Below are 16,766 nucleotides of genomic sequence, written 5' to 3' on the forward strand. Positions count from 1 at the left end.
TGTCGTCTATCCTAAAAAGGGCGCACAGGTTGCGCCCTTTTACTGGATTAAATTTAGAGAAGTGGATTGATACCGCGTTCACGCAGCAGGCCAAGCAGGGCGATAAGCGGTAAACCAATCAGTGTATTAGGGTCACGCCCGTTCAGGCTTTCAAACAGCGTGATGCCCAGTCCTTCGCACTTAAAGCTGCCAGCGCAGTCGTAAGGTTTTTCTCGGTGCAGATAGCCGGAAATTTCGTCATCAGATAATGAACGGAATACAACGTTAAAAGTTTCGCACAGCGTTTGTGCCTGCGAGGTTTGTACATCCAACAGGCACAGACCCGTGTAGAACGTGACAGTTTGGCCGCTGGCAGCGCGCAATTGGCGAAAGGCGTTCTCAAATGTGTAGGGTTTGCCTGTGATGTGGCCATTGATGACGCAGACCTGATCCGATCCAATAATCAGATAATGTGGATGCGAGACGCTGAGTGCGCTGGCTTTAGCTTGTGCCAGGCGTTGCACCAAATTTTCAGGCTGTTCCTCTGCGCGGGGTGTTTCATCAATATTTGGCGCAGCACAGCGAAAGACGAGGCCGGTTTTTTCAAGCAGTGCTTTTCTGTAGACCGAGGTTGAGGCTAAAAGCAGTTGTGGAGAAGGCATAGTCATAATTTTTTTCACAAAGCGTAGCGTTATTGAATAGTACATTTTAAACTGTTGGCCGCTGTGGAAGCGAATATTGGTGAAAGGTGCGGTTTTGAGGCCTTTTTCTTTGACTCTCTGTCGTTACAAAGTTAATATGCGCGCCCTATGCAAAAAGTAAAATTACCCTTAGCCGTTGATGCGATTCGTACCGCCCAAAAGCGTTTAGACTACTCCGGTGTTTATACGCCTGGTCAGGTGACACGATTAGCAGCATCAGTGGTGAGCGTTGACTCTGATGTCCAGACTTCTTTGTCGTTTGATATCGACAATCTTCGTCTGGCCGTTATTAATGGTCAGTCTGATGTTACTGTGACTCTGGAATGCCAGAGATGTGGTAAGACGTTTGAGCACCAGGTTCACGCAACATATTGTTTTAGTCCTGTCCGTAATGATGAACAGGCTGAAGCATTACCGGAAGCGTACGAGCCGATCGAAGTCGATGAGTTTGGCGAAGTCGATCTGCTGGCGATGATTGAAGACGAAATTATTCTTTCACTGCCTGTCGTTCCGGTACATGAATCTGAACACTGTGAAGTGTCCGACGCGGACATGGTATTTGGTAAACTGCCTGCAGAGGTGGAGAAACCAAATCCATTTGCCGTATTAGCGAGTTTAAAGAAAAGTACTTAAGGAGTAAGGTCCATGGCCGTACAACAGAATAAACCAACCCGTTCTAAACGTGGCATGCGTCGTTCACACGATGCTCTGACCACTTCCACTCTGTCTGTGGACAAGACTTCTGGTGAAACTCACCTGCGTCACCACATCACTGCCGACGGTTTCTACCGCGGTCGCAAGGTAATCGGCTGATATCTGCCAGCTACTTATTCACGTGATAAGTGCTAACAAGGCGATACCTTGACTCGTCTAACCCTCGCGTTAGATGTAATGGGCGGGGATTTCGGTCCATCCGTCACAGTGCCTGCTTCATTGCAGGCACTTATCTCTAATTCTGAATTAGACCTTCTTCTGGTCGGCATTCCCGACGACATCACACCTTTTTTAGCCAAAGCCGATCCTTCTCTTTTAGAACGAATTCGGATAATTCCTGCTGAGTCCGTTATAGCCAGCGACATGCGCGCGTCGCAAGCTATACGCGCCAGTAAAGGAAGCTCAATGCGTGTGGCGCTGGAATTGATCAAAAGTGGTGATGCGCAGGCGTGCGTCAGCGCAGGGAATACCGGCGCGTTGATGGGATTAGCGAAACTGGTTGTAAAACCCCTGGAAGGTATTGAGCGCCCGGCGTTGATGAGCGTATTGCCCAATCAGCAGCGTAGTAAAACGGTGGTGCTGGATCTGGGGGCTAACGTTGAGTGTGACAGCACGATGCTGGTTCAGTTTGCCGTGATGGGGTCAGTAATGGCGGAGCAGGTGGTGGGTATAAGTAACCCCCGCGTTGCCTTACTGAACATCGGTGAAGAGGAAAGCAAAGGGCTGGATAACATCCGTGAAGCCGCAGCTATTTTAAAAAAAACCACCTCTATCAACTATATCGGCTATCTTGAAGGCAATGACCTTCTGACCGGTAAGACAGATGTGATGGTGTGTGATGGTTTCGTCGGAAACGTTACGCTCAAAACCATGGAAGGTGTAATAAGGATGTTTTTGTCACTGTTAAAATCCTCTGGAGAGGGTGGCAAGAAGGCCTGGTGGTTGAAGTGGTTAGGTCGGATTTTACAGAAGAAATTGCTAAAGCGTTTTAGCCATCTCAACCCCGACCAGTATAATGGCGCATGTTTGTTAGGATTACGGGGCATCGTTATTAAAAGCCACGGTGGAGCAAATCAGCGCGCGTTTGCTGTTGCTATCGAACAGGCTGTGCAGGCGGTGCAGCGGCAGGTCCCTCAGCGGATTGCCGCGCGCCTTGAAGCTGTATTACCCAAGAGTGACTGATCGTACATGTATACAAAGATTCTCGGTACGGGGAGCTATTTGCCCGTGCAAGTTCGGTCCAACGCCGACTTAGAAAAAATGGTGGATACCTCCGACGAGTGGATTGTCACCCGCACAGGTATTCGTGAACGTCGTATCGCTGCTCCGGATGAGACTGTGGCCACAATGGGCCTGCACGCAGCAGAAAAAGCACTTGAAATGGCCGGCGTCAGCGCAAGCGACGTGGGTTTAATCATTGTTGCAACAACCTCATCTTCACATGCATTCCCAAGCTCAGCCTGCCAGTTGCAGAATATGCTGGGCATCAAGGATTGCGCAGCGTTCGATCTGGCCGCTGCATGCGCAGGTTTCACTTATGCGCTGAGTGTGGCCGATCAGTACATCAAGAACGGTGCGGTAAAACATTCGCTGGTGATCGGTTCAGATGTACTGTCGCGTAAACTCGATCCTCAGGATCGCGGTACGGTGATTCTGTTTGGTGATGGTGCCGGTGCGGTCTTGCTCGGCGCATCCGAAGAACCAGGCATCATTTCCACCCATATGCACGCCGACGGGCATTATGGCAATCTGCTGACGTTACCGTATCCAAGCCAGACGGAGCCGGAAAAACCTGCTTACGTCACCATGGCGGGGAACGAAGTCTTCAAAGTGGCGGTCACTGAGCTGGCGCACATTGTTGATGAAACACTGACGGCGAATAACCTGGATCGCTCCGAACTCGACTGGCTGGTGCCGCATCAGGCTAACCTGCGCATCATCAGTGCCACAGCGAAAAAGCTGGGCATGGGGATGGATAAAGTTGTGGTTACGCTGGATCGTCATGGCAACACGTCAGCGGCCTCCGTGCCAGCGGCATTTGATGAAGCGGTACGTGACGGCAGAATTCAGCGCGGGCAATTAGTGTTGCTTGAAGCATTTGGCGGTGGCTTTACCTGGGGCTCGGCGCTGGTTCGTTTTTGATTTAACAGGATCATAAAAATGACAAATATTGCAGTTGTTTTCCCTGGTCAGGGTTCTCAAACGCTCGGTATGTTGGCGGATTTAGCCGCTGTATATCCGGTTGTAGCAGAAACATTTGCCGAAGCCTCTTCGGTGCTGGGGTACGATTTATGGCAGCTGGTGCAAGAAGGACCCGCTGAAGAGTTGAACAAAACCTGGCAGACACAGCCTGCGTTGCTGGCAGCGTCCGTGGCTATCTGGCGTGTGTGGCAGCAACAGAACGGCGCTAAACCCGTTCTGATGGCAGGTCATAGCCTCGGTGAATATTCAGCGCTGGTTTGTGCCGGTGTTCTGGATTTCAAACAGGCTATTTCTCTGGTTGAACTGCGTGGCAAATTGATGCAGGAAGCTGTTCCTGCAGGCACCGGTGCGATGTATGCCATCATCGGTCTGGATAACGACGCCATTGCAAAAGCGTGTGAAGAATCTGCCCAGGGCCAGGTTGTTTCTCCGGTGAACTTCAATTCGCCGGGGCAGGTTGTGATTGCGGGTAACAAAGAAGCCGTAGAGCGTGCCGGGGCTGCCTGTAAAGCCGCGGGTGCAAAACGCGCCTTACCGTTACCTGTCAGCGTGCCGTCTCACTGTGCTTTAATGAAGCCAGCAGCAGATAAAATGGCCGTAGCACTTGAAAACATTACCTTCAGTGCACCACAGTTCTCTGTGGTCAACAACGTGGATGTTAAAGTAGAATCCTCGCCTGACGCGATCCGCAGTGCATTAATTCGTCAGCTATACAGCCCGGTACGCTGGACTGAATCTGTCGAATTTATGGCGGCTCAGGGTGTAGAGCAGTTGGTCGAAGTAGGGCCTGGTAAGGTGCTGACAGGGCTGACGAAACGTATTGTTGATACCCTGACGGCTGTCGCAGTGAACGACACTGCAAGCTTGACAGCGGCGCTGGAACAGTAAAAAGAGGATATTATGAGCTTCGAAGGCAAAATTGCACTGGTAACAGGTGCCAGCCGTGGTATTGGCCGCGCTATCGCAGAAAAACTGGTTGCTGGCGGCGCGAAAGTGATCGGCACGGCGACCAGCGAGAAAGGTGCTGAAGCGATCGGTGAATATTTAGGCGATAACGGCAAAGGTATTATGCTCAATGTGGTTGATTCTGCATCTATTGAGCAAGTATTGACGACGATTCGAGCTGAATTTGGCGAAATTGATATTTTAGTTAATAATGCCGGCATTACCCGTGATAACCTTCTCATGCGTATGAAGGATGATGAGTGGCAGGATATCCTGGATACAAACCTGACTTCAGTGTTTCGGCTGTCAAAAGCTGTCATGCGGGCTATGATGAAGAAACGGTGTGGACGGATTATTACAATTGGTTCCGTTGTTGGCACCATGGGTAACGCAGGGCAGGCGAACTACGCGGCGGCTAAAGCTGGCTTGATTGGTTTTAGTAAGTCTTTGGCGCGTGAAGTTGCTTCACGTGGCATTACTGTCAACGTCGTGGCTCCCGGCTTTATTGAGACGGATATGACAAGGGCGTTGACAGATGATCAACGCGCAGGCATTTTGTCATCAGTTCCAGCCAACCGGTTGGGCGATGCCAAAGAAATTGCCAGCGCCGTTGCTTTTTTAGCCTCTGACGAGGCCAGCTATATCACCGGTGAAACATTACATGTCAATGGCGGCATGTACATGATTTAAAAATTACGAAATTATTTGCGTTTTTTGCGGTAAAAACCGCAAAATAGAGCAAATTCGTGGTTTGAACAGCCTGGATTTAGTTGCATCTTTTTCAACATTTTATACACTACGAAAACCATCGCGAAAGCGAGTTTTGATAGGAAATTTAAGAGTATGAGCACTATCGAAGAACGCGTTAAGAAAATCATCGTTGAACAGCTGGGTGTTAAACAGGAAGAAGTAGTGAATGCTGCATCTTTCGTAGACGACCTTGGCGCTGATTCTCTCGACACCGTTGAGCTGGTTATGGCTCTGGAAGAAGAGTTTGATACCGAGATCCCTGACGAAGAAGCTGAAAAGATCACTACTGTTCAGGCAGCAATTGATTTTATCAACGCTAGCCAACAGTAAGCGTACATGCTTTAAGTTTAGATAGTTAGGCGGTCATTTGACCGCCTAAGTTTTTTTCATCCCACGGTATTACTACTTTTTTCCCTCCCTGGAGGACACCCGTGTCTAAGCGTCGAGTTGTAGTGACTGGACTGGGCATGCTGTCTCCTGTCGGCAATACTGTAGAGTCTACTTGGAACGCTCTCCTTGCCGGTCAGAGTGGCATTAGCCTGATCGACCATTTTGATACTAGCGCCTACGCAACACGGTTTGCAGGCTTAGTTAAAGATTTCAACTGTGAAGAGTTCATCCCGCGCAAAGATGCCCGCAAGATGGATGCCTTTATTCAGTATGGTATTACCGCCGGTATTCAGGCGATGCAAGACTCAGGGCTTGAAGTGACGGCTGAGAACGCGCCCCGTATTGGTGCGGCGATCGGTTCCGGTATCGGCGGGCTTGGTCTGATAGAAGAAAACCATTCCTCATTGGTTAACGGCGGACCACGCAAAATCAGTCCTTTCTTCGTTCCTTCCACCATCGTAAACATGATCGCAGGCCATTTGAGCATTATGTTTGGATTGCGTGGACCGAGCATTTCTATTGCTACAGCCTGTACCTCTGGGGTACACAACATTGGCCATGCGGCACGTATTATCGCGTATAACGACGCTGACGTGATGCTGGCAGGCGGCGCAGAAAAAGCCAGTACCCCTTTGGGTGTCGGTGGTTTTGGCGCGGCCCGTGCGTTATCGACGCGCAATGACAACCCTCAGGCGGCAAGTCGCCCTTGGGATAAAGATCGTGATGGTTTCGTACTGGGTGACGGCGCAGGCATTATGGTGCTGGAAGAGTATGAACACGCCCGCAAACGTGGGGCGAAGATTTACGCTGAGATCGTCGGTTTTGGCATGAGCAGTGACGCCTTCCATATGACCTCACCACCGGAAGACGGTGCAGGTGCTGCGCTGGCAATGGAAAATGCGTTACGTGATGCAGGCATTTCTGCCTCTTCAGTGGGTTATATCAACGCGCACGGCACATCCACCGCTGCGGGAGATAAGGCCGAGGCTCAGGCGGTGAAATCTGTCTTTGGTGCGGATGCGCATCGCGTGCTGGTCAGTTCCACTAAGTCGATGACCGGACACTTGTTAGGCGCTGCCGGCGCGGTAGAATCCATTTTCACGGTTCTGTCTCTGCGCGATCAGGCGGTTCCTCCAACCATCAACCTGGATAATCCGGATGAAGGTTGTGACCTTGACTTCGTGCCTCACGAAGCACGTCAGGTCAAAGATATGGAGTACACGTTGTGTAACTCATTCGGATTCGGTGGCACCAATGGTTCACTGGTATTCCGTAAAATCTGACTCAGTCGGTGATGACTGAAATAGAAGGCCCGTTGATCGGGCCTTTTTGCTGTCTGGATGAAAGGGCGCCCTCAAACGGCAGTTCAACAGAATGCGTGTTGATGCCAGCTGCAGATTGCAGTGCGGTAAAGTCGGAATGCTCCACTTGCTGAGATGAGCCTGCTCCCGCAGGCTCTGCTGACAGAAATTTTGATGCCCGGAGGGTGTAACCATGTGGATTAACGGTGTGGTGACAAATGCATTGCCGGCAGGCGACCGGGCGGTGCAGTTTGGCGACGGGTGCTTTACAACCGCGCGGGTGATTCAGGGAGACATTCAGTTTCTGCCCTTACACATTGCCCGCATGCAGCGAGCCGCCAGCGCCCTCAGCATTACTCAGGCTGACTGGCAGGCGCTTGAGTCCGAAATGATGCAGGCCGCGTCGGGACATGCTCAGGGCGTGGTGAAAGCGATCCTCACCCGCGGTCAGGGAGGGCGTGGTTACAGCGCCGCAGGATGCAGTGCCCCATCGCGCATTGTCTCTTTCTCTGATTATCCTGCCCATTATCACCTGTGGCGTGAGCAGGGCGTGAAGCTCATATCAAGCCCGGTCACGTTAAGCAAAAATCCATTGCTGGCCGGTATCAAGCATCTAAACCGGCTTGAACAGGTCATGATCCGCATGCATCTTGACCAGACGGACGCCAATGAGGCGCTGGTGGTTGACACCTCCGGTTGCCTGGTGGAATGCTGTGCGGCCAATTTATTCTGGCGCAAGGGGAACCGCGTTTACACCCCGGATTTATCGCAGTCCGGAGTGGACGGCATTATGCGCCAGCACATTATTCGGGAGCTGCGTGCAAGGTCAGACTGGGCAGTCGATATTGTCAGTGAAACGCCGGAAACACTGGCCGATGCTGATGAGATCCTGATTTGTAACGCATTAATGCCATTATTAACGGTGACGCAAGTGAATGAACACCATTATTCCTCGCGACATTTGTACGATTTCCTGCGCCACAGTTGTTAAAAAGTGAACAATCCATGACACACAAAAAAACTAAAATCCTCGCCCTGATTGTCCTGATCCTGCTCGGGATGGCGGCATTTTCCTACCATAAAGTGAAACAGTTCGCTGACCGTCCGATTAACGTCAGCAGCGAAACCATTTTTACCCTGCCAGCGGGCACCGGGCGCGTGGTGCTGGAAACATTACTGATCGATAAAAAACTCATGAAGCCCAATCCGTGGTTTCCATGGTTGTTGCGCCTAGAGCCTGAACTGAGTGAATTCAAAGCGGGCACTTACCGTTTTGAGAAAGGTATGACCGTGCGCCAGATGCTCGAGTTGCTGAAAAGTGGCAAAGAAGCGCAGTTCAGCATTCGTTTCGTCGAAGGCTTTAAGCTCAGTGACTGGATGAAGGTTCTGGATAATTCAGAGTTTATTAAACACGAATTAAAAGGCAAAAGCGGGGAAGAGATCGCCGCAGCGCTGGGCATGACCGACACTAAAAATGCCGAAGGTTGGTTGTATCCTGATACCTATCACTACACGGCAGGCATGACGGATTTATCGCTGCTTAAACGTGCGCACGTGCGCATGGAAAAAACCGTTGCGGATATCTGGAGGGAGCGCGCGGATGCCTTACCCTATAAAACGCCTGCTGAGTTGGTGACAATGGCGTCAATCATCGAAAAGGAAACGGCAGTCAAGGGTGAACGCGCAGAAGTGGCATCGGTATTCATTAACCGTTTGCGCATTGGAATGCGTTTGCAAACCGATCCGACGGTCATATATGGCATGGGCGAAAGTTATACCGGCAATATTCGCAAAAAAGATCTCGAGACGCCGACGCCGTACAATACCTACGTCATTTCCGGTTTGCCGCCTTCGCCCATCGCGATGCCAAGTGAAGCTTCTCTTCAGGCTGCGGCACACCCTGCAAAAACGCCCTATCTTTACTTTGTCGCTGACGGCAAAGGCGGGCATACTTTCAGCACTAACCTTGTGAATCATAACAAGGCGGTTCGCGTGTATTTAGAGGCTCTGAAGAATAAGAATGAAAAGTAACTTCATTGTAATTGAAGGCCTTGAAGGGGCGGGCAAAACGACCGCTCATGAAGTGGTTGTGAATGCGTTACGCCAACATGGCGTCGAAGAAATTGTTTTTACCCGTGAACCCGGCGGCACGCCGCTGGCGGAAAAGCTGCGGGATTTATTTAAACGCGGCGTGCACGGTGAAAAACCTACCGTGAAAGCTGAAGTGCTGATGCTCTACGCAGCGCGTGTTCAGCTTGTCGAGACGGTGATCCTGCCCGCTCTGGCGCGCGGTGCATGGGTGGTGGGGGATCGTCATGATCTTTCTTCCCAGGCCTATCAGGGCGGTGGCCGGGGTATTGATGCGGCGCTGATGAGTTCGCTGCGTGACACCGTACTGGGTGATTTTCGTCCGGATCTGACGCTCTATCTTGACCTTCCACCCGCGCTTGGCCTGCAACGAGCCCGCGCCCGTGGCGAGCTGGATCGTATTGAGCAGGAAGCCTTGCCGTTTTTCGAACGCACGCGTGCCCGTTATCTGGAACTTGCTGGTCAGGACAGCCGCATCAAAACCATTGATGCCTCTCAGACTATCGAACAGGTGACTGCGTCTATCGAACAGACGCTGAAAAACTGGTTCGATGAACAATCATTGGCGCAAGGTCGCGCATCATGAGCTGGTATCCGTGGCTCAGCGCCCCCTATCGTCAGCTGATTGGACAGTATCAGACCGGCCGGGGACATCACGCCGTACTGATGCATGTTGCGGCAGGCATGGGCGACGATGCGCTGGTCTACGGGCTAAGCCGCTGGTTGTTGTGTCAGCATAAAGACGGCGAGAAAAGCTGCGGCAAATGCCACAGCTGCCAGCTGATGATCGCCGGAAACCACCCTGACTGGCATGTGCTGCAGCCCGAAAAGGGCAAAAGCTCACTGGGTATTGATCCGGTGCGTCAGCTGATTGAGACGCTCTACAACTATTCGCAGCAGGGCGGGGCGAAAGTTGTGTGGATCCCGCAGACTGAATTGCTCACGGAAGCGGCAGCCAATGCTTTGCTCAAAACGCTGGAAGAACCTCCGGCCGGAACCTATTTTCTGCTGGGCTGCCGTGAACCTTCTGCGTTACTGGCAACTATCCGCAGCCGCTGTTTCTACTGGCATCTGCCGGTGCCCGAAGAAGCATTGTCGGTTCAGTGGATCAACCGTCAGCTCAGCGCAGATGTGATAACGGTCAGAACCGCGTTACGCCTGACGCAGGGCGCGCCTCTTTCTGCGCTCGAACTGTTGCAGCCGGAACGCTGGAAACAGCGTCTGGCGCTGTGCCAGCAGCTTTTCACCCAGTGTCAGCAGCAGGATATGTTGGCTCTGCTGCCACAGCTGAACCATGATGATGCCGCAGACCGCATCAGCTGGCTGGCTTCGCTGCTGCTGGATGCCATTAAATGGCAGCAACAGGCTGCGCAGTTTATCGTTAATCATGACCAGCAACCTCTGATCGCGTTGCTTGCCAGCGCGCAGTCCAATGCGTCACTGCAACAATCCGTATCGGCATGGATGCAGTGCCGTCAGCAGTTGCTCTCCATTACAGGTGTGAACCGCGAACTGCTGCTGACGGAACAATTGCTCGAATGGGAACATATGTTGCAGGGCGCAGTTGTCCCTTCTTACTTCAGTTCTGACCTGTCGCGCTGAACCCCACTTTCAATCGTAATGAGTTAACCACTATGTTTTTAGTCGATTCCCATTGTCACCTCGACAGCCTGGATTACAACGAACTGCATTCCGGCGTGGACAACGTGCTGGAAAAGGCCCGTGAGCGTGATGTGAAATTCATGCTGGCGGTCGCCACCACGCTGCCTGGCTATGAGGCGATGACCCAACTGATTGGCGATCGCCCTGATGTGGCATTTTCCTGCGGTGTACATCCTCTGAATATTGATGACGGTTATGACTTTGCGGAACTGCGCCGTCTGGCCGCCAGCCCGAAAGTAGTGGCGATGGGCGAAACCGGTCTGGACTATTTCTATCAGAAAGAAGCGCACCAGCTGAAGTTGCAGCAGGACTCTTTTCGCGAGCACATCCGCATTGGTCGTGCGCTGAATAAACCGGTGATCGTCCATACCCGCGATGCCCGCCAGGACACGCTGGATATTCTGAAAGAAGAGAATGCCGGGGAATGCGGAGGCGTTCTGCACTGTTTCACTGAAGATTTGCCGACAGCAGAATTCCTGCTTGATCTGGGTTTTTACATTTCCTTCTCCGGCATCGTGACGTTCCGTAATGCTGAAGCCTTGCGCGAAGTTGCCCGCTACGTGCCGCTGGATCGTCTGCTGGTGGAAACTGACTCGCCGTATCTGGCACCGGTGCCTCATCGTGGAAAAGAAAATCAGCCTGCTTACGTGCGTGATGTTGCCGAATACATGGCGGTGCTTAAAGGCGTCAGTCTGGAGCAACTGGCAGAGGCGACAACTCAGAACTTTTCACAATTATTTCATGTCGACACTTCCTCCTTGATCTAGGCTGTAGCTTAGTCATATTCGCTGGATTTATTTTTCACCTCGTAATTAATCGTCTGAATGAGGTATCTTGGCACCGTTTTTCGGTTGTCGGGAAAGCCTCATTCGGATTTTTCGTGTGAAAGTGACGGTTTTTAATCCAGTTTTTCAGCATTTTTCAGAAAAACGTGACTGCCATCAAACATTAACAAAGGGATTTATTTTACCCTGCGTAAAAATTAAAAGGGGTGCTCAGACACCCGACGGCAACGGGGTTTCAGACCGCTTGCTACGCGGTGAGTTATCAGGCTACACCGCATGAAGTATCAAAAAGCATCATTACTCAGGAGCACACTCAATTATGTTTAAGAACGCGTTTGCAAACCTTCAGAAGGTCGGTAAATCGCTGATGTTGCCAGTCTCCGTACTGCCAATCGCAGGTATTCTGCTTGGCGTCGGTTCTGCAAACTTTAGCTGGCTTCCGCTGATCGTTTCTCATGTCATGGCCGAGGCTGGTGGTTCAGTCTTCGCTAACATGCCTCTGATCTTCGCTATCGGCGTTGCTTTAGGCTTTACGAACAACGACGGTGTTTCTGCACTGGCGGCAGTTGTGGCATACGGCATCATGGTCAAAACCATGGCGGTCGTGGCTCCACTGGTTCTGCATTTACCGGCTGAAGAAATTGCAGCCAGCCATCTGGCGGACACCGGCGTACTGGGCGGTATTATCTCCGGTGCGATTGCGGCATACATGTTCAACCGTTTCTACCGCATCAAGCTGCCTGAATATCTGGGCTTCTTCGCGGGCAAACGTTTTGTGCCAATCATTTCCGGTATGGCGGCGATTATTCTGGGTGTGGTTCTGTCCTTCATCTGGCCACCTATCGGCAGCGCGATCCAAACCTTCTCCCAATGGGCTGCTTACCAGAACCCGGTAGTGGCATTCGGTATCTATGGCGTGGTAGAACGCGCACTGGTTCCGTTTGGTCTGCACCATATCTGGAACGTTCCTTTCCAGATGCAAATCGGCGAGTATGTCAACTCTGCGGGCCAGGTGTTCCACGGCGACATCCCACGTTACATGGCGGGTGACCCGACTGCGGGTAAACTGTCTGGTGGCTTCCTGTTCAAAATGTACGGCCTGCCGGCAGCGGCTGTGGCTATCTGGCACTCAGCGAAACCTGAGAACCGTGCAAAAGTCGGCGGCATCATGATCTCCGCTGCACTGACTGCGTTCCTGACCGGTATCACTGAACCGATCGAATTCTCCTTCATGTTCGTTGCGCCGATCCTGTATGTGATCCACGCGATTCTGGCAGGTCTGGCGTTCCCAATCTGTATCCTGTTGGGGATGCGTGACGGCACCAGCTTCTCACACGGTCTGATCGACTTCATCGTGCTGAGCGGCAACAGCAGCCGCATCTGGCTGTTCCCAGTAGTGGGTGCGGTTTATGCGGTGGTTTATTACAGCATCTTCCGTTTCCTGATTGCCAAACTGGATCTGAAAACGCCAGGTCGTGAAGACTCTGCAAGCGAAACCACGACTCAGGGCGGTTCAGAAATGTCTGCGTCTCTGGTTCAGGCTTTCGGCGGCAAAGACAACATCACCAACCTGGATGCCTGTATCACCCGTCTGCGTGTCAGCGTGGCTGATATTTCCAAAGTTGATCAGGCTGGCCTGAAAAAACTGGGTGCAGCCGGTGTGGTTGTGGCAGGTTCTGGTGTTCAGGCAATCTTTGGTACCAAGTCTGACAACCTGAAAACCGATATGGATGAGTACATGCGCAGCCATTAATGCTGAGCGGTACCTGTTCTGAGAAAGGAGGCTTCGGCCTCCTTTTTTCATGCCTGCGATTCAGGGCAGGCGCGTGCGCGGGCTTTGGCTGACGCTTTCTGCGGCAATTAAGCAGCTAAAAGCGTAATCAGGTTGAAAGGAATGGAAATTCTGACCCATACTGCGTACATCGCTTTTTACTTTGTTAAGGACAGTTAAGATGGCCGAAGAGACAATTTTCAGCAAAATTATCCGCCGTGAAATTCCTGCCGATGTGGTTTATCAGGATGAACTGGTCACCGCGTTCCGCGACATTTCTCCTCAGGCGCCAAGCCATATTCTGATTATCCCGAACGTGCTGATCCCGACCATGAATGATGTGGATGCCACGCACGAAGCAGCGCTTGGCCGCATGATGACCGTGGCGGCGAAAATTGCAGAACAGGAAGGGATTGCTGAAAGCGGCTATCGCCTGATCGTGAACTGCAACCGAGACGGCGGGCAGGAGGTTTATCATATTCATATGCACCTGGTCGGTGGCCGCGCGCTGGGTCCATTGCTGTCACGTCAGTAAGGATAAAAAATGCGATTTTTGATGGCAATATTGCCGGTGCTTTTGTTGATAGGGTGCAGCAGTCGTCCGGGCATTGCGCTGAATAATCAACAAAAAGTGGTCATGGAATCGCCCGTGCTGACGGCAGGGATTATCCCCAGTTCGCCCTCTGTCGGTGAATCCGGTGGACAAAAGCAAGCCACCAGTACGCTCAATAACAACCAGCCGCACGCCGTGACGTTGCATTACCGTTTCTTCTGGTACGACAAGCAAGGGCTGGATTTACTGCCCGTTGCCGAACCCAGAACGGTCACCGTGCCTGCCAACAGCAGTCTGGAAGTCAGTTCCCTGAATGGTAATCTTGATGCGGACAGCGTGCGTCTTTACCTTTATCTCTAATGTTCTCGACGGAGTAGGTTGATGAAAAAGTATTTCCTCATTGTGGCAATGGCCGCATTGATCCTCGGCGGTTGTACATTGCCAAACCAGCAACAGCCACAGCAGCCGGAACAACCCCAGCAACCGCAGCAGCCTCAGCCGCCGGTAAATCCGCCGGTGCCAGAGCAACCGACCGTTCCTCCTGTTCCTCAGCCTCCTAAATTTGCCAACATCGACTGGACAGCCACTGTTCAACCGATGCTGGCGAAAATGCTGAAAGCAGATGGCGTTCAGTCAGGCAGTGTTCTGCTGGTCGACAGTGTGAAAAACAGCACCAACGGCTCATTGCAAACCGCCAAAGCCACCGATGCTTTACGCACGGCGCTGGCGAACAACACGACCTTCCAGGTGATCCCGGCTGAACAGCTGGCTTCTGCCAAACAATCGCTGGGGTTATCGCCGGATGACAGCCTGGCGTCAGTCAGCAAGGCCATCGGTCTGGCCAATATCGTCAAAGCGCAGTACGTGCTCTACAGCACGGTGAGCGGCGATGTGAAATCACCGACCATGTCCATGCGTTTGATTACCGCGCCGAGCGGTGAAATTGTCTGGTCTGGCCGTGGCGCCGTTCAGAATTAACGCGCAATTACAGCAACTGATTGAACAGCATTGTCCGGCGGTGAAAACCGCCGGTTTTCATTTGTCGCCGGTGGCCGGTCTGACGGGGGAGAGCTGGAAAATCAGCTCTCCTGCCGGTGATTTACTGGCTCGATATCAGTCACCTGATCGTCAGATTTCCGGAGCGGACAGACGCCGCGAACATCGTGTTTTGCGGCATATCGCCCGGCATTATCCCGGCCCCTGTGTCAGACTTTATTCGCCGCCGTGGTTGCTGGTGGACTGGATTAACGGCACACCGCTGACCGGGCAAGATTTTGCCGCCACGGCCGGGCAGCAGGCGCTGAGCGAGAGTCTGGTGTTACTGCATCAGTTGCCTCTGTCGGGTTACCGGCTGAATTTACATCAGCAATTTGCCCGTTACTGGCAGCACGTTGACCGCCGTCGTCTGACGCCGCGCTGGTTGCGATGGCATAAAAAGATGATGCGTACGCCGCCTCCCGCACCGCTGCGGTTATCCCTGGTTCACATGGATATTCACGCCGGCAACGTGCTGGCAACGCCGCAGGGGCTGCGGCTGATTGACTGGGAATACGCCGCTGACGCCGATATCGCGCTGGAGCTGGCTGCCATTATTCGGGGCAACGGCTGGAGTTTTGCTCAACAGCGCGCGTTTTTACAGCGTTACGTGTCCGCGGGCGGTTATCGGGATTTAGCGCTTTTACAGCAGCAGGTAAACCGCTGGTTACCCTGGGTGGATTACCTGATGCTGATGTGGTTTGAAGTGCGCTGGCAGCAAACCGGCGAGCAGAAATATTGTGAATGGGCGCAGCCGCTGCACCGCCAGCGTTGAACTGCGCCTGTGACGAATGCTGAATTGCTTATCTGAATTGATTGAAAAGGAGTGGCCATCTTGTTGGGACCTGTAATGCTGGATGTGGCTGGCTATGAGCTGGATGCCGAAGAACGTGAAATTTTGCAGCATCCGCTGGTTGGCGGTCTGATTTTATTTACCCGTAACTATCATGACGTCGAACAGCTGCATGAACTGATCCGTCAGATCCGTGCGGCATCGCACGACCGGCTGGTGTTGGCGGTGGATCAGGAAGGCGGCCGCGTGCAGCGTTTTCGTGACGGGTTCACCCGTCTGCCCGCCGCGCAATCTTTTGCCGCGCTGAATGCGCCGCAGGAAGCGGGGCGGCTGGCGCAGGAAAGTGGCTGGCTGATGGCATCTGAAATGATTGCGATGGATATCGACATCAGTTTCGCACCGGTGCTGGATATCGGACATATCAGCGCCGCCATTGGTGAACGTTCCTTCCACGCAGAGCCGCAAAAAGCGGTGGAGATGGCGGAACGCTATATTCTCGGTATGCATTCTGCCGGTATGAAAACCACCGGCAAACATTTCCCGGGGCATGGCGCGGTCAGCGCTGACTCTCATAAAGAGACACCGCGTGACGATCGTCCGCTGGAAGAAATCCGCGAGCACGACATGGCGATTTTCCGTCAGCTCAACCAGCGTAAATTGCTGGATGCGGTCATGCCTGCGCACGTGATTTACACTCAGGCCGATCCAAGACCGGCCAGCGGCTCGCCTTACTGGTTGCAGGAAATTTTACGCAAGGAACTGAAGTTTGACGGCGTGATTTTCTCCGACGACATCTCGATGGAAGGCGCGGCCATCATGGGCACGTATCCGGAGCGGGCACAGGCTTCGCTGGATGCGGGTTGCGATATGATCCTTGCCTGTAACAACCGTCAGGGCGCGGTCAGCGTGCTCGATAACCTGTCGCCGGTCAACGCAGAGCGTGTTGCACAGTTGTATCATCGCGGCCGGTACAGTGGAAAAGAGGCCCGTCAGGATTTGCTCAATTCAACCCGCTGGCAGCAGGCAAACCGTGACTTAACGGCGCTCGATGCCCGCTGGCAGGAACAAAAACAGGCTGCCCGGTAACGGTTTTCGGA

20 protein-coding genes are annotated in these 16,766 nt (G+C 52.6%); 19 read left to right on the top strand and 1 reads right to left on the bottom strand.

Annotated features, from left to right (window positions below; translation table 11 throughout):
• Positions 1–53 precede the first annotated feature (53 nt).
• The gene (locus ABSH60_RS16955) at positions 54–647 is read right to left on the bottom strand and encodes a Maf family nucleotide pyrophosphatase (RefSeq protein ID WP_390974922.1); all 594 of its coding nucleotides are present in this window, start codon (positions 645–647) and stop codon (positions 54–56) included.
• Between the two features lie 141 nt (positions 648–788).
• On the opposite strand from ABSH60_RS16955, the gene yceD reads away from it, so the two are divergent.
• The 19 genes from yceD to nagZ all read left to right on the top strand — a co-directional run bounded on the left by yceD (position 789) and on the right by nagZ (position 16,755).
• A complete protein-coding gene (gene yceD, locus ABSH60_RS16960; RefSeq protein WP_056778749.1) occupies positions 789–1,313 on the top strand; it encodes a 23S rRNA accumulation protein YceD in 525 nt (174 codons plus the stop codon).
• 12 nt (positions 1,314–1,325) lie between these two features.
• On the top strand, positions 1,326–1,493 hold the full coding sequence (gene rpmF / locus ABSH60_RS16965; protein WP_013576249.1) for a 50S ribosomal protein L32: 168 nt from the start codon (positions 1,326–1,328) through the stop codon (positions 1,491–1,493).
• Positions 1,494–1,541: 48 nt separating this feature from the next.
• Positions 1,542–2,576, top strand: a complete 1,035-nt coding sequence (plsX, locus tag ABSH60_RS16970) for a phosphate acyltransferase PlsX (RefSeq protein WP_056778751.1) — start codon at positions 1,542–1,544, stop codon at positions 2,574–2,576.
• 6 nt (positions 2,577–2,582) lie between these two features.
• Positions 2,583–3,536 (top strand): beta-ketoacyl-ACP synthase III, encoded by a 954-nt coding sequence (locus tag ABSH60_RS16975; RefSeq protein ID WP_390974925.1) that lies wholly within the window; start codon positions 2,583–2,585, stop codon positions 3,534–3,536.
• Between the two features lie 18 nt (positions 3,537–3,554).
• The gene (fabD, locus tag ABSH60_RS16980) at positions 3,555–4,484 is read left to right on the top strand and encodes an ACP S-malonyltransferase (protein WP_390974927.1); all 930 of its coding nucleotides are present in this window, start codon (positions 3,555–3,557) and stop codon (positions 4,482–4,484) included.
• 12 nt (positions 4,485–4,496) lie between these two features.
• The gene (fabG, locus tag ABSH60_RS16985; RefSeq protein ID WP_122095740.1) at positions 4,497–5,231 is read left to right on the top strand and encodes a 3-oxoacyl-ACP reductase FabG; all 735 of its coding nucleotides are present in this window, start codon (positions 4,497–4,499) and stop codon (positions 5,229–5,231) included.
• Between the two features lie 153 nt (positions 5,232–5,384).
• Positions 5,385–5,621: an acyl carrier protein gene (gene acpP, locus ABSH60_RS16990; RefSeq protein WP_015690190.1), complete on the top strand. Its 237-nt coding sequence runs from the start codon at positions 5,385–5,387 to the stop codon at positions 5,619–5,621.
• 101 nt (positions 5,622–5,722) lie between these two features.
• Positions 5,723–6,964: a beta-ketoacyl-ACP synthase II gene (fabF, locus tag ABSH60_RS16995; RefSeq protein WP_072158133.1), complete on the top strand. Its 1,242-nt coding sequence runs from the start codon at positions 5,723–5,725 to the stop codon at positions 6,962–6,964.
• Between the two features lie 211 nt (positions 6,965–7,175).
• Positions 7,176–7,973, top strand: a complete 798-nt coding sequence (gene pabC, locus ABSH60_RS17000; RefSeq protein ID WP_390974930.1) for an aminodeoxychorismate lyase — start codon at positions 7,176–7,178, stop codon at positions 7,971–7,973.
• A gap of 14 nt (positions 7,974–7,987) precedes the next feature.
• Positions 7,988–9,013 carry an endolytic transglycosylase MltG gene (gene mltG, locus ABSH60_RS17005; protein ID WP_390974932.1) on the top strand — a complete coding sequence of 342 codons (1,026 nt, stop codon included), beginning with the start codon at positions 7,988–7,990 and terminating at the stop codon, positions 9,011–9,013.
• A complete protein-coding gene (tmk, locus tag ABSH60_RS17010) occupies positions 9,003–9,656 on the top strand; it encodes a dTMP kinase (protein ID WP_390974934.1) in 654 nt (217 codons plus the stop codon). The genes mltG and tmk overlap by 11 nt, the downstream gene beginning before the upstream one ends.
• Entirely contained in the window at positions 9,653–10,672 is a 1,020-nt protein-coding gene (gene holB / locus ABSH60_RS17015; RefSeq protein WP_122095737.1) for a DNA polymerase III subunit delta', read from the top strand. The genes tmk and holB overlap by 4 nt, the downstream gene beginning before the upstream one ends.
• 32 nt (positions 10,673–10,704) lie before the next feature.
• Positions 10,705–11,499, top strand: a complete 795-nt coding sequence (locus ABSH60_RS17020) for a metal-dependent hydrolase (protein ID WP_390974936.1) — start codon at positions 10,705–10,707, stop codon at positions 11,497–11,499.
• 337 nt (positions 11,500–11,836) lie between these two features.
• The gene (ptsG, locus tag ABSH60_RS17025) at positions 11,837–13,270 is read left to right on the top strand and encodes a PTS glucose transporter subunit IIBC (protein ID WP_056778775.1); all 1,434 of its coding nucleotides are present in this window, start codon (positions 11,837–11,839) and stop codon (positions 13,268–13,270) included.
• Positions 13,271–13,469: 199 nt separating this feature from the next.
• Positions 13,470–13,823, top strand: a complete 354-nt coding sequence (gene hinT, locus ABSH60_RS17030; RefSeq protein ID WP_056778776.1) for a purine nucleoside phosphoramidase — start codon at positions 13,470–13,472, stop codon at positions 13,821–13,823.
• 9 nt (positions 13,824–13,832) lie between these two features.
• On the top strand, positions 13,833–14,201 hold the full coding sequence (locus ABSH60_RS17035) for a YcfL family protein (RefSeq protein ID WP_056778777.1): 369 nt from the start codon (positions 13,833–13,835) through the stop codon (positions 14,199–14,201).
• 21 nt (positions 14,202–14,222) lie between these two features.
• On the top strand, positions 14,223–14,819 hold the full coding sequence (gene lpoB / locus ABSH60_RS17040) for a penicillin-binding protein activator LpoB (protein WP_056778781.1): 597 nt from the start codon (positions 14,223–14,225) through the stop codon (positions 14,817–14,819).
• Positions 14,800–15,651: a phosphotransferase gene (locus ABSH60_RS17045; RefSeq protein ID WP_390974939.1), complete on the top strand. Its 852-nt coding sequence runs from the start codon at positions 14,800–14,802 to the stop codon at positions 15,649–15,651. Before lpoB ends, ABSH60_RS17045 begins: the two co-directional genes overlap by 20 nt.
• 75 nt (positions 15,652–15,726) lie before the next feature.
• Positions 15,727–16,755: a beta-N-acetylhexosaminidase gene (nagZ, locus tag ABSH60_RS17050; protein WP_390975798.1), complete on the top strand. Its 1,029-nt coding sequence runs from the start codon at positions 15,727–15,729 to the stop codon at positions 16,753–16,755.
• Positions 16,756–16,766 lie beyond the last annotated feature (11 nt).

The sequence above is a fragment of the Rahnella sp. R3(2024) genome (assembly GCF_042920125.1).
Taxonomy (GTDB): Bacteria; Pseudomonadota; Gammaproteobacteria; order Enterobacterales; family Enterobacteriaceae; genus Rahnella; species Rahnella rivi.

Bases quoted from the DNA above. Each gene is read 5' to 3' on its own strand.
- ABSH60_RS17035 (WP_056778777.1), top strand. From the start codon at position 13,833: ATGCGATTTTTGATGGCAATATTGCCGGTGCTTTTGTTGATAGGGTGC.
- mltG (WP_390974932.1), top strand. From the start codon at position 7,988: ATGACACACAAAAAAACTAAAATCCTCGCCCTGATTGTCCTGATCCTG.
- ABSH60_RS16975 (WP_390974925.1), top strand. From the start codon at position 2,583: ATGTATACAAAGATTCTCGGTACGGGGAGCTATTTGCCCGTGCAAGTT.
- pabC (WP_390974930.1), top strand. From the start codon at position 7,176: ATGTGGATTAACGGTGTGGTGACAAATGCATTGCCGGCAGGCGACCGG.
- fabG (WP_122095740.1), top strand. From the start codon at position 4,497: ATGAGCTTCGAAGGCAAAATTGCACTGGTAACAGGTGCCAGCCGTGGT.
- ABSH60_RS17020 (WP_390974936.1), top strand. From the start codon at position 10,705: ATGTTTTTAGTCGATTCCCATTGTCACCTCGACAGCCTGGATTACAAC.
- yceD (WP_056778749.1), top strand. From the start codon at position 789: ATGCAAAAAGTAAAATTACCCTTAGCCGTTGATGCGATTCGTACCGCC.
- lpoB (WP_056778781.1), top strand. From the start codon at position 14,223: ATGAAAAAGTATTTCCTCATTGTGGCAATGGCCGCATTGATCCTCGGC.
- acpP (WP_015690190.1), top strand. From the start codon at position 5,385: ATGAGCACTATCGAAGAACGCGTTAAGAAAATCATCGTTGAACAGCTG.
- holB (WP_122095737.1), top strand. From the start codon at position 9,653: ATGAGCTGGTATCCGTGGCTCAGCGCCCCCTATCGTCAGCTGATTGGA.
- rpmF (WP_013576249.1), top strand. From the start codon at position 1,326: ATGGCCGTACAACAGAATAAACCAACCCGTTCTAAACGTGGCATGCGT.
- ABSH60_RS16955 (WP_390974922.1), bottom strand. From the start codon at position 647: ATGACTATGCCTTCTCCACAACTGCTTTTAGCCTCAACCTCGGTCTAC.
- nagZ (WP_390975798.1), top strand. From the start codon at position 15,727: ATGCTGGATGTGGCTGGCTATGAGCTGGATGCCGAAGAACGTGAAATT.
- hinT (WP_056778776.1), top strand. From the start codon at position 13,470: ATGGCCGAAGAGACAATTTTCAGCAAAATTATCCGCCGTGAAATTCCT.
- fabD (WP_390974927.1), top strand. From the start codon at position 3,555: ATGACAAATATTGCAGTTGTTTTCCCTGGTCAGGGTTCTCAAACGCTC.
- tmk (WP_390974934.1), top strand. From the start codon at position 9,003: ATGAAAAGTAACTTCATTGTAATTGAAGGCCTTGAAGGGGCGGGCAAA.
- ptsG (WP_056778775.1), top strand. From the start codon at position 11,837: ATGTTTAAGAACGCGTTTGCAAACCTTCAGAAGGTCGGTAAATCGCTG.